The sequence below is a fragment of the Bradyrhizobium sp. 482_C4_N1_8 genome (genome assembly GCF_052075965.1).
Lineage (GTDB): Bacteria > Pseudomonadota > Alphaproteobacteria > Rhizobiales > Xanthobacteraceae > Bradyrhizobium > Bradyrhizobium barranii.
Map to the genome: position 1 here is coordinate 1,661,923 of NZ_CP197231.1, position 11,819 is coordinate 1,673,741.

Genomic DNA, 11,819 nt, shown 5'->3' on the forward strand with positions numbered 1-11,819 from the left:
GGCGGCCTGAGCGGCCGCCCTTTCTATTCCAGCGCGCCGGTCTTACTTCACCATCGCGCCATAGACGATGTCCTGCACCTGCTCGCGATAGTATTTCCTGAGCTCGCCCGGCGCCGCCGTTCCCACCACCACGACGAGACGCTCCTTGGGATCGCAGAAGAACTGCGTCCCGTAGGCGCCGTTCCAGGTGAACTCGCCGGGATTGCCGGGAACCGACGACAGCCCTTCGCTGGTCCGGACCGCGACCGCGAGACCAAAGCCGAAGCCGGCGCGATGCGGCTCGATGTTCGCCACATTGTTCTTGATCTCGGGACCGAGGTGGTTGTTCGTCATGTGATGCACGGTCTTCGGGGAAAGAATGCGCTGGCCGTCGAGCTCGCCGCCGTTCAGGAGCATCTGGCCGAAGCGGATGTAATCGCCCATCGTCGCGAACGAGCAGGCGCCGCCGCAGTCGAACTTGGTCGGAGTGTCCAGCAGCTTGATGGCCTGCGGCTTGCCGGTCAGCGGATCATTGGCAAACGGGCGGGCGAGGCGAGGGCGCTGTGCGTCGGTCGGGTGGAAGGTCGCGTCCTTCATGCCGAGCGGCTGCCACACATTGGCGGCGAGATAGTCGCCGAGCCTCTGCTCGCTGACCTTCTCGACGACGGCGCCGAGCACGTCGATCGAAAAACCGTATTCGAACTCGGTCGAGGGCTGATGCGCCAGCGGCAGTTTTGTGATGCGGTCGATGAAGGCCTCAGTGTCGCCTTCCACCGCCGGGGCGACGCCATCGGGGTATTGCCGCGCCACCGGGCTTGATGAGTCGGGGCGGCCGCCATACATCAATCCGGACGTATGCCGGTAGAGATCGTGGATGAAGATCGGGGAGGCCTGCGGTTCGAGCTTGAGCGAGCCATTGGCCTCGGTCGCGCCGACCTTCATGTCGGCAAAGCCTGGATAGTAGTCGGACAGCTTCGCCTGGAGCGGCAACTGGCCTTTCTCCATCAGCGTCAGGCCGGCGACCGCCGCCATCGGCTTGGTCATCGAGGCCAGCGCGAAGATCGCGTCGACCGGCATCGGCGTGCCCTTGTCCGGATCGAGCATGCCGTAAGCCTTGTAGTGCACGAGCTTGCCGTCCCGCGCCACCGCGACGACGGCGCCGGGGACGCGCTTGGCGGCGATCTCGCGCGCGAAAAAGCTGTCGAGCCGCGCGAGACCCTGCTTCGAGAAACCGGCGTCATCAGGGCTGGCTTCGGGCAGTGGTGCGGCGCGCGCCGCACCGAACGTGATGACGGCAACCGCCGTCGCGATCATGGCGATCGTCTTGTTCATTGCATCCTCCCAAGGCGAGCTCGTTCTGTGGTGGCTCGCCGAGCGGCTAGATCACGGCTGCGCCTGAGCGAAGTCAAGCGCGGGCGGGGCATGTCTGGGACGCGTCGGAGATAACCGGAACCTATCGCCCTTGCCCGGTGCGCCACAATGCATCCAGGCCATGCCGATAGGTCGGATGAGCAAGCGTGACACCGAGCTCGTGCTTCAGTTTCGCGTTGGAGACCCGGGCACTGCTGGCATAGAAGCTGCGGGCCATCGCCGACATCTCGGCGGTTTCAAACGGCTCTTCGGGCGGCGGCGCAAGGCCCATCAGCTTCGCCGCATAAGCGATCACCTCCTGCGGCGGCGCCGGCTCGTCGTCGCAGACGTTCCATGTGCCGCCGTCACTGTGCTTCACCGCGGCCATGATCGCGGTCGCGATGTCGTCGGCGTGGATGCGGTTGAAGACCTGTCCCGGCTTGATGATGCGCCGGGCCGTCCCCGCCCGCAGCGTCACCAGCGCGTTGCGGCCGGGACCGTAGATGCCCGCAAGCCGCAGGATCGCGACGTCGCCGCGCGCCGTGGCGGTCCAGGCTTGCTCCGCCGCAACGCGCGTGCGCGTGCGGTCGAGGGTGGCCTGCGGCGGCGTGCTCTCGTCAACCCAGCGGCCTGCGTGATCGCCATAGACGCCGATGGTGGAGAGATAGACGATCTTCCGCCGCCGGCTCGCGAGCGCGTCGCCAAGGGCCGTAACTGCGGGGTCGCCCGCGCTGCCGGGCGGGATCGATATGAGAAGGACATCGGCGTCGCGGACTCGCTCGACCACCTCGCGGGCCGGACTGCTGCCGGAAAAGGTGTGCACCTCGATATCGGCAAGGTCGTTTCGCTTGCCGGGATCGCGCACGGTGCCGGCGATATGCGAGAAGGCGCCGCCGAATTGGCCGACGAAATGCCGGGCACTGTAGCCGAGGCCGAGGATGAAGAGCCGCATGCGCCTGCCGTGCTGGAGTTCCCGCTCGCGCGAACTGCGCGCCGTTCGCTCATAAGGGATTTTTGGGTCCGGCAAAAGATATTGCAATTTTACTCGGCCGCCAGGGCACGCGATGCTCGCTTGTCAGGAGGGAGGTGTCGGTCATGCAGGCAGAAGCGCCGGCCGCAGTGCCATGCGGTGCCGCGGAGTTGATCGGGCGCGCCGCCGCGCTGATCTTCGATGTCGACGGCACGCTGGCCGAAACCGAGGAGCTGCATCGGCGGGCCTTCAACCATGCCTTCGTCCGTCACGGCCTCGACTGGCAGTGGGACCGGGCCGTCTACAAGGAGCTGCTGCGTGTCACCGGCGGCAAGGAGCGCATGCGCGCCTTTCACGCGAGGCTGCAGGTCGCGCCGCCATTGCCGGATGCCGATATCGCAGCCCTTCACCGCATCAAGACCGCGCATTACGCCGAGCTGATCGAAACCGGCTGCTGCCCCTTGAGGCCCGGTGTGGCGGACCTGCTCACCGCCGCGAGGGCCCGTGGCCAACGGCTCGCGATCGCGACCACCACCTCGCACGGCAATATCGATGCGCTGCTGTCGCAAGCGTTGGGAACGCGCTGGGCGGCAGATTTTGATGCGGTCGTCGCAGGCGACGATGTCCGCCACAAGAAGCCGGCCCCCGATGTCTATCTGGAAACCCTGGCGCGGCTGAAGCTGGGCGCAGCCGACTGCGTCGCGATCGAGGATTCCCGCAACGGCCTGATCGCGGCCTCGCGGGCGAACATTCCGGTGCTCATCACCAGGAGCATGTTCTTTCGGGACGATGATTTCAGTGCGGCGCAGGTCGTGCTGGACGATTTGTCGGAACTTGGGGGCTCAAGACAAAAAACTGAAAAACAACCCCATGCACAGTAGAAAGCGCCGGCCGGCCCGCCGCGGTCAGTGGACGCGGTGGCTCGTTCTATCGTCTTCAGCCTGCTCGACAATCTGCGCGATCGGGCTCGACTGGTGGTGCACCAGCCGCCAGCCGTCGCCGACACGCCGAAAATGGTTGGCCGCGGCCAAAGCGGTGCCGTCGACGATCTCGATGCAGAGCACGCGCGCGCTGTCGCCGTCGACGATCGCCTGCGGTTCGGCGCAGACGATCTGCGGCCGCTCCGGATTTTGCAGGATGTCGCGCCAGCTGCCGATCACCGTCGCCCGGCCGATGATGGCCGGCCAGCCGGGATGGATGCAGGAAATGGCGTCGTCATCCGCCCACATCCGCTCCATTTCGTCGAAGTCGCCCGTTGAAAAGGCGGCGTAGAAGGCCGCGTTCGCGGCGATGACCTTATTGTCCTTTGCCATGCCTCTCGGGTGGGGCAATGGCAGGCAAAAATCAAGCGCGACTTCCGTCCGACTTTGCGTTCGATTTGGACCGCAGTGCAGCATTGCCTGCTTTGTGGTCACGCCGAGACAGATGTCTCCACCGCTCGCCGCGCACCATCCTTATAAAGACGGCCGAGCGCCGTGGTCACGGCCTCGCGCAGGCGCGGCTCGGTGCCCAGCGGTCCGAACACTTTCTCGACCCCGAGCAATGCGGGCGCGAGCCGTTCGGCGACGGGACCCGCCTCGCGCGCCAGCGCGGCGAACTCGGCGGCGAGCGGATCGCGAACGTCGATGGCGCGGCCCTGCTCGTCGCGTGCGGTGACGTAACGCATCCAGCCGGCCACAGCGAGCGCATGCGTCGCGATCGGCAGGTCTTTGCGCAGGCGATCCTGCATCGCGCCGAGCAGGCGCTGCGGAAGCTTCTGCGAGCCGTCCATCGCGATCTGCCAGGTACGGTGATGCAGCGCCGGGTTGGCGAAGCGCTTGAGCAGCGAGGCGCGATAGGCGGCGAGATCGGTGCCAACAGGCATCGTCAGCGTCACCGCGGCCTCTTCCATCACCTGCGCGGCGAGACGGGCGAAATGCGGATCCAGCATGGTGTCGGCGATGGTCTCGTAGCCCGCGAGATAGCCGAGATAGGCCAGCGCCGAATGGCTGGCGTTGAGCAGTCGCAGCTTCATCAGCTCGAACGGCTTGACGTCGGTGACGAGCTCGACACCGGCGGCGGCCAAATCGGGCCGCCCCGCCGTGAAGCGGTCCTCGACCACCCATTGCGTGAACGGCTCGGTCATCACAGGCCAGGCGTCGCGCATGCCGAGCGCGTTCGAGATCGCATCCCGGTCGGCGTCCGTCGTCTCCGGCACGATGCGGTCGACCATGGTCGACGGGAAGGCAGTACTATCGGCGATCCATTTGCCGAGGTCCTTCGAGCGGAGCGCGGCGAACTGCGTCACGATCCGCTGCACGGTGTGGCCGTTGGCGGCGAGATTGTCGCAGCAGAGTACGGTGAAGGGCGCCAGCCCCTGTGCACGCCGGCGCGCCAGTGCGGCCACGATGAAGCCGGGCGCCGAGCGCGGCGCGTCAAAATTGTTGAGATCGTGCACGACATCCGGATGCCGCTCGTCGAGATCGCCGGTCTGCGGCGTGTGGCAATAGCCCTTTTCGGTGACCGTCAGCGAGACGATGCGAATGGCGGGATCGGCCATCCGATCGACCAGTGCTGCCGGCTTCTCGCGCGCGACGACGCTGTCGAGCAGCGCGCCGATGACGCGGTGCTCGGTGCCTTCGGCGGCACGTACGGCGACAGTGTAGAGATGATCCTGCGGGGCGAGGGCGTCGCGCGTATCCGGGCTGCGCAGGCTCGCGCCGACGATACCCCAGGAGGAGTTGCCTGCGGCCAGGCAGTCGTCGATGACGACGGCCTGGTGCGCGCGATGAAATGCGCCCAGGCCCAGATGCACGATGCCGGGCGTAACGCGCGAGCGGTCATAGGCCGGCCGGCGGATGGCGGGCGCCAGCCGGTCGAGATTGGCGCGGCCAAGACGCGTTGAACTATGGCGCATGGTCGTCTCTCCCTGTGTTTGGCCGCTGCTTGACATGGCGCCTGTCCTCGGTCAATGCTTCGGTCAATTGGTAAGACCAATTTTCCAAAATTGGCGGGCCGCCGGGACGCGATGCTTCCCAGCGAGACCCTTTCGGGGAGGCCAGCGTGCCGCTGGAAGCTGTGGAGGCGAGACGGCTTTACCGCCAGGTCGCCGATCAATTGCGAAGCCTGATCGACAGCGGCGAGTACGCGGTCGGCAGCCGCTTGCCGACCGAACGGGAACTCGCCGAGCAGCTCAAGATCTCGCGGCCGACGGTGCGCGAAGCCCTGATCGCGCTCGAGGTCGAGGGCCGCGTCCGCATTCGCGTCGGCTCCGGCATCTATGTGACCGAGCCAGCGGACGCCGCGCCTGCGCTTCCGGCCGCCGGCATCGAAGGCCCGTTCGAGCTCTTGCGCGCCCGCGAATTCCTCGAAAGCGCGCTCGCCGAGCAGGCCGCGCGCGTGGCGACCAAGGACGATATCGCCCGCATCAATGCGTCGCTTGTCGCCATGGAGAATGTCGAGCATCCCGGCGAGGCCTCGATGGTGCACGACCGTGCCTTCCACGTCGCGATCGCCGGCAGTCTCGGCAATGCCGTGCTGGTGCGCGTGGTCGGCGAGCTGTTCGACCAGCGCCTCAATCCCTATTTCGCGCAGCTTGCGCATTACTTCGAGAGCCCAGGCACCTGGCGCACCGCGCTCGACGAGCATTGCGCCGTGCGTGACGCGATTGCGGCGCATGATCCGGACGCCGCGCGCGAGGCCATGCGCAAGCATCTGGCGCGCTCGCAGGAGCGCTTTGCGCAGAACTTTGGTGCCGAGACCGCCGCGGGATCGCCCGCGGAGCGAGGCCGGGTCGCGCGCACGCCGGCGAAACCGGCAAAACCAAAACGCGCGAAGACGCAGGCCAAAAGCGGCAACGCGCGGCGACGATGAGATTGGGCGGCTCGTCCCGGTTTTGGGGCGGGTGAACAAGAAGCAGACTTTAGTCAGTGGAGGATAAGTCAGTGTTGAAGAAGATGACGATGGTGCTGGCGACTTCGGTCGCGGCGATGTTCGCGGCGACCAATCCCGGCATGGCGCAGACCAAGCTCAAATGGGCCCATGTCTACGAGACCTCGGAGCCGTTCCACACCGCCTCGGTCTGGGCCGCGCAGGAGATCGGCAAGCGCACCAACGGGCGCTATACCGTGGACGTTTATCCGGCGTCGCAGCTCGGCAAGGAAGCCGACATCAACCAGGGCCTCTCGCTCGGCTCGGTCGACATCATCATCTCCGGCTCGAGCTTCGCGGCCAAGAGCTTCCCGCCGATCGGCGTGACCTACTATCCCTACACCTTCCGCGACGCCGACCATCTCCTTGCCTACACCAAGAGCGACATCTTCAAGGAGCTCGCCAAGGGCTATGAGGACAAGAGCGGCCACCACATCGTCGCGGTGACCTATTACGGCGTGCGCCAGACCTCGTCGAACAAACCGATCAAGACTTGCGCCGACCTCAAGGGCCTCAAGATGCGCGTGCCCGACGTTCCGGCCTATCTGGCGATGCCGCGCGCCTGCGGCGCCAACACCGCGCCGATCGCGTTCGCCGAAGTCTATCTCGCGCTTCAGAACGGCACCGTCGAGGCGCAGGAGAACCCGCTGACCACGATCGAGGCCAAGAAGTTCTACGAAGTGCAGAAGCACATCGTGCTGACCGGCCACATCGTCGACCACCTCAACACGGTGGTGGCGGGCGCGCTCTGGAAGAAGCTCAGCGACGAGGACAAGAAGATCTTCACCGACGTCGCGCAGGAGGCCGCTGCGAAGGCGACCGCGGAGATCAAGCAGAACGAGGCCAAGCTGGTTTCCTTCTTCAAGGAGAAGGGACTGACCGTGACCGAGGTCGACAAGAACGAGTTCCGCGACATCGTGCTGAAGAACGTTGCGTTCGAGACCTTCGGTTATCGCAAGGCCGACTGGGAACGCATTCAGGCGGTGAAATAACTGAGACCCTCATGGTGAGGAGCGCGAAGCGCGCTCCGGACGATGCTTCGCATCGCCGGGCGAACCATGAAGGCCCGGATGTTGCTCAGGCGTCGCCCGAGGCCATCCTTCGAGACGCTTGCTTCGCAAGCTCCTCAGGATGAGGAGTGGAGTTCGTAGAACTAAGTCGTCGTTCCGGGTTCGGCTCTTCGAGTCACCCCGGAATGACGATTAAGAGGTTGAGGAGTAACCCCATGTCCACCGTCGAAGTGCACCGGCAGATCACCGGGGACGAGATCGCCCACACCTTCGAGGAAGAGGCGGTGCCGAAGGTCGATCTCGGCGTCTACGCTTTCGAGGACTGGGTGGCGCTGGTGATCTTCTGGGTGATGGCGCTTGCCGTCTTCCTCCAGTTCTTCACCCGCTACGTCCTCAACGACAGCTATGCCTGGACCGAGGAGATCGCGACCTACTGCCTGATCGGCGTGGTCTTCATCGGCTCCTCGATGTGCGTACGGCTTTCACGCCACATCCAGGTCGACCTGATCTACCGCTATCTGCCGCACATCGTAGCGCGCGCGCTGTCGACGGCGATCGACCTGATCCGGATCGCGTTCTTCGGCTACGCCATCAAGCTGGTCTGGGTCTATATCCAGATCATCGGCGATGAATCGATGACCACGATCAACCTGCCCAAGGACTACGTCTATTACGCCGTGCTGGCCGGCTTCGTGCTGATGTTCGTGCGCTCGGTGCAGGTGGCCATCCAACATTTGCGACAGGGTTATTCGATCCTCGAACGTCCCGGCGCCTACGACGGTTTTGAAGGGTAATCCCATGTTGCTGTTGCTTGGAGGCTTTCTCATCCTGATGCTGCTCGGCGTTCCCGTGGCGATCGCCATGGCCGCGTCGTCGCTGCTCTACATCCTGGTCAGCGGCGTGACGCCCGATGTCACGCTGGCGCAGCGCATGATCGCCGGCGTCGAGAGCTTTCCGCTGCTCGCGGTGCCGTTCTTCATCCTGGCCGGCAATCTCATGAACATCGCCGGTGTGACCGGCCGCATCTACAAATTTGCGGTCGCGCTGGTCGGCTGGATGCGCGGCGGCCTCGGTCACGTCAACATCATCGGCTCGGTGATCTTCTCCGGCATGTCGGGCACGGCGATCGCGGACGCCGCCGGTCTCGGCACCATCGAGATCAAGGCGATGAAGGACCACGGCTATTCCACCGAGTTCTCCGTCGGCGTCACCGCGGCCTCAGCCACGCTCGGGCCGATCATCCCGCCGTCGCTGCCCTTCGTGATCTACGGCATGATGGCGAACGTCTCGATCGGTGCGCTGTTCCTTGGCGGCGTCATTCCCGGCATCGTCATGACGCTGCTGATGATGGCCACCGTCACCTATTTCGCGCACAAGAACAAATGGGGCAGCGATACGCCGTTCTCCTGGCCGCAGCTCGGCTCGGCCGGCATCGAGATCGCCATCGTGCTGGCTTTCCCGCTCGCGATCTGGCTGATGGTGCTGGCCGGCATGTCCACCAACATGGCCGTTGTCATCGGCCTCGGCACGCTGCTCGCGATCGACTGGTACTTCGACTTCTCGGCGGTAATGGCGCTGATGGCGCCGGTCATCCTGATCGGCGGCATGACGCTCGGCTGGTTCACGCCGACGGAGGCCGCGGTCGCCGCCGTGATCTGGTCGCTGTTCCTCGGTCTCGTCCGCTACCGTACCATGACCTTGAAGACGGTGGCGAAGGCGACCTTCGACACCATCGAGACCACGGCCTCGGTGCTGTTCATCGTCACGGCAGCCTCGATCTTCGCCTGGTTGCTGACGGTGTCGCAGGCAGCCCAAATGCTTTCGGACTGGATGCTCAGCATCACCCACAACAAATGGGTGTTTTTGGCGCTCGCCAACGTCCTGATCCTGTTCGTCGGCTGCTTCATCGACACCACGGCGGCGATCACCATCCTGGTGCCGATCCTGCTGCCGATCGTGCTCAAGCTCGGCATCGATCCGATCCATTTCGGGCTGATCATGACGCTGAACCTGATGATCGGCCTGTTGCATCCACCGCTCGGCATGGTGCTGTTCGTGCTCGCCCGCGTGGCCAAGCTCTCGGTCGAGCGCACGACGGTCGCGATCCTGCCCTGGCTGGTGCCGCTGATGGTCGCGCTGATCGCGATCACCTACATTCCCGAACTGACCCTCTGGCTGCCTAAATACATGGGACTCTCCAAATGACCTCCACCGCTCTCGCCGCAACCCTGTTCGGCCCCGAAGATCTGCGCATGATCGAGCATCCGCTCGACAAGCTCGCTGATGGCATGGTGCGCATCCGCTTCGGCGCCGGCGGCATCTGCGGCTCCGACATGCATTATTTCCGTCATGCCCGGACCGGCGATTTCGTCGTGAAGTCGCCGCTCGTGCTCGGTCACGAGATCTCGGGCGAAGTCGTGGAGATCGCAGGTTCCGCAGCGAACCTGAAGGTCGGCGACCGTGTCGCCGTCAATCCGTCGCGCTGGTGCGGCCATTGCGTCGCCTGCCGCGAGGGCCGGCCGAACCTCTGCGAGAACATCTACTTCATGGGCTCGGCGTCGAAGACGCCGCACATGCAGGGCGGCTTCGCCAACTATTTCGACGCGATCCCGGCGCAGTGCGTCAAGATCCCCGACCACGTATCTTATCAGGCCGCGGCGCTGGCCGAGCCGCTCGCGGTCTGCCTGCACGCGGTCGCGCGCGCCGGCAACATCGAGGGCAAGCGCGGCATCATCTTCGGTGCCGGCCCGATCGGGCTTTTGACCATGCTCGCCGCACATCGCGCCGGCATGGCCGACATCACGGTGGCCGACATCGCGCCGGCGCCGCTCGCCTTTGCGACCCGGCTCGGCGCTTCGCATGTCGAGAACGTCTCGGCCGGCGAGGAAGGACTGAAGGCACAGGCCGCATCGCGTCCCTATGATGTGGCGTTCGAGGTCTCGGGCACCGCCGCGGGCCTTGCCAGCGCGATCGGCATAGTCAGGCGCGGCGGCATTGTGGTGCAGATCGGCAATCTGCCGGGCGGCCAGATTCCGACGCCGTCGAATGCGGTGATGGCCAAGGAGATCGACCTGCGCGGCTCGTTCCGCTTCGGCTTCGAGTTCATGACCGCGGTGGAACTGATCGGCGCAGGCAGCGTCGACGTGCTGTCGCTGGTCACCGCCGAGCGGCCGCTGTCGACCGCGCCGGACGCGCTGCGGCTGGCACTGGACCGCTCGCAGAGCGTCAAGGTCGTGCTGACCGCGAACTGATTCTTTGTTTTGACGCGTTTTCTTCACGCGAACCGGTATCCACTTCGCCCGAAAACGCTTTAGGAGAATTTCGATGATGCTCGAGGGATGGCGCTGGTACGGTCCGGATGATCCGGTGTCTTTGGACGATGTCAGGCAGGCCGGGGCGACGGATATCGTCTCGGCGCTGCATCAGGTGCCGATCGGCGAAGCCTGGACACGCAAGGCGGTCGAGGAGCGCAAGAACTTCATCGAGCACGGCCAGCCCGGCCGCTCGCAACTGACTTGGTCGGTGGTGGAGTCCATTCCGATCCCCGACGACGTCAAGCGGCTCGGGGCCAAGGCGACGGCCTCGATCGACGCGTGGATCGCGAGTCTCGAAGCGGTGGCGGCGGCCGGCATCAAGATCATCTGCTACAATTTCATGCCGGTGGTGGACTGGTGCCGCACCGATCTGGAGTGGGAGCTGCCGAACGGCGCCCGCGCCATGCGCTTCGACCAGGACCGCTTTGCCGCGTTCGAGCTGCATATCCTGAAGCGTCCCGCCGCCGTGCAGGAGTATTCGCCCGAACAGCAGGCGCGCGCCAAAAAGCTGTTCGACCAGATGAGCCAGGCCGATATCGACTATCTCGTCATGGTCATCGCCAGCGCGCTGCCGGGCTCGACCACCGAGCCGATGACGATCCCGCAATTCCGCGACCGGCTGGAGACCTATCGCGACATCACGCCAAAGATCCTGCGGCAGCATCTCGCCGAGTTCCTGGGCCGCGTCACGCCGGTCGCCGAGCAACTCGGGGTGTCCCTGACGCTGCATCCCGACGATCCGCCGCGTCCGCTGTTCGGCCTGCCGCGCATTGCCTCCACCGCCGACGACTATCAGGCGCTGTTCGACGCCGTGCCGTCCAAGGCGAACGGCATCTGCCTGTGCACCGGCTCGCTCGGCGTGCGCGCCGGGAACGATCTGCCCGCGATGGCCGAGCGCTTCGGCCCGCGCATTGCGTTTGCCCATCTGCGCGCGACCAAGCGCGAGGCCGACGGCCTGTCATTCTACGAGTCCGATCATCTCGATGGCGACGTCGACATGGTCGCGGTGCTGAAGGCGCTGTTGAAGGAGAACGCACGGCGTTCGCCCGACAAGAGAATCGTGTTCCGTCCCGACCACGGCCATCGTATGCTCGACGATCTCGCCGCAACCAAGCGCACCAATCCCGGCTACACCGCGATCGGACGCCTGCGCGGCCTCGCCGAGCTCCGCGGCGCGATCAGGGCGATCGAGCATCGATAGGAGACCGGCGGCGCCATCAGGCGAGAGATCGCCGCGATGGCGACCGCTGACAGCATCGGCGGCGCGATGGCAAGATGATCGACGCG

General features: G+C 65.3%; 11 protein-coding genes. 7 read left to right on the forward strand and 4 right to left on the reverse strand.

Going from position 1 to position 11,819, the window contains the following annotated elements; all coding sequences use genetic code 11:
- Nucleotides 1-42: 42 nt before the first annotated feature.
- Together AB7Z56_RS07840 and AB7Z56_RS07845 are read right to left on the reverse strand one after the other, a co-directional pair.
- Entirely contained in the window at nucleotides 43-1,311 is a 1,269-nt protein-coding gene (locus AB7Z56_RS07840; RefSeq protein ID WP_063981324.1) for a serine hydrolase domain-containing protein, read from the reverse strand.
- 121 nt (nucleotides 1,312-1,432) lie between these two features.
- Nucleotides 1,433-2,281, reverse strand: a complete 849-nt coding sequence (locus AB7Z56_RS07845; RefSeq protein WP_063981325.1) for an SDR family oxidoreductase — start codon at nucleotides 2,279-2,281, stop codon at nucleotides 1,433-1,435.
- A 143-nt stretch (nucleotides 2,282-2,424) separates the two neighbouring features.
- Here AB7Z56_RS07845 and AB7Z56_RS07850 point away from each other — a divergent pair, with 143 nt between their 5' ends.
- Entirely contained in the window at nucleotides 2,425-3,180 is a 756-nt protein-coding gene (locus tag AB7Z56_RS07850; protein WP_063981326.1) for an HAD family hydrolase, read from the forward strand.
- 24 nt (nucleotides 3,181-3,204) lie between these two features.
- Here AB7Z56_RS07850 and AB7Z56_RS07855 read toward each other — a convergent pair whose 3' ends face one another.
- Nucleotides 3,205-3,612, reverse strand: a complete 408-nt coding sequence (locus AB7Z56_RS07855; protein ID WP_014492699.1) for a nuclear transport factor 2 family protein — start codon at nucleotides 3,610-3,612, stop codon at nucleotides 3,205-3,207.
- 98 nt (nucleotides 3,613-3,710) lie between these two features.
- The gene (locus tag AB7Z56_RS07860; RefSeq protein WP_063981327.1) at nucleotides 3,711-5,195 is read right to left on the reverse strand and encodes a mannitol dehydrogenase family protein; all 1,485 of its coding nucleotides are present in this window, start codon (nucleotides 5,193-5,195) and stop codon (nucleotides 3,711-3,713) included.
- Nucleotides 5,196-5,341: 146 nt separating this feature from the next.
- Here AB7Z56_RS07860 and AB7Z56_RS07865 point away from each other — a divergent pair, with 146 nt between their 5' ends.
- The 6 genes from AB7Z56_RS07865 (at nucleotide 5,342) to uxuA (ending at nucleotide 11,733) form a co-directional block, all read left to right on the forward strand.
- Entirely contained in the window at nucleotides 5,342-6,151 is an 810-nt protein-coding gene (locus AB7Z56_RS07865; protein ID WP_063981328.1) for a FadR/GntR family transcriptional regulator, read from the forward strand.
- An 89-nt stretch (nucleotides 6,152-6,240) separates the two neighbouring features.
- The gene (locus AB7Z56_RS07870; protein WP_071917185.1) at nucleotides 6,241-7,200 is read left to right on the forward strand and encodes a sialic acid TRAP transporter substrate-binding protein SiaP; all 960 of its coding nucleotides are present in this window, start codon (nucleotides 6,241-6,243) and stop codon (nucleotides 7,198-7,200) included.
- Nucleotides 7,201-7,433: 233 nt separating this feature from the next.
- Complete coding sequence (locus tag AB7Z56_RS07875; protein ID WP_063981329.1) at nucleotides 7,434-8,012, forward strand: TRAP transporter small permease; 579 nt, start codon at nucleotides 7,434-7,436, stop codon at nucleotides 8,010-8,012.
- A 4-nt stretch (nucleotides 8,013-8,016) separates the two neighbouring features.
- Nucleotides 8,017-9,423 (forward strand): TRAP transporter large permease, encoded by a 1,407-nt coding sequence (locus AB7Z56_RS07880; protein WP_063981330.1) that lies wholly within the window; start codon nucleotides 8,017-8,019, stop codon nucleotides 9,421-9,423.
- Nucleotides 9,420-10,469 carry an L-idonate 5-dehydrogenase gene (locus tag AB7Z56_RS07885; protein ID WP_063981331.1) on the forward strand — a complete coding sequence of 350 codons (1,050 nt, stop codon included), beginning with the start codon at nucleotides 9,420-9,422 and terminating at the stop codon, nucleotides 10,467-10,469. The genes AB7Z56_RS07880 and AB7Z56_RS07885 overlap by 4 nt, the downstream gene beginning before the upstream one ends.
- Before the next feature lie 73 nt (nucleotides 10,470-10,542).
- Nucleotides 10,543-11,733 (forward strand): mannonate dehydratase, encoded by a 1,191-nt coding sequence (gene uxuA, locus AB7Z56_RS07890; RefSeq protein WP_084794984.1) that lies wholly within the window; start codon nucleotides 10,543-10,545, stop codon nucleotides 11,731-11,733.
- The last annotated feature ends 86 nt before the right edge of the window (nucleotides 11,734-11,819 follow it).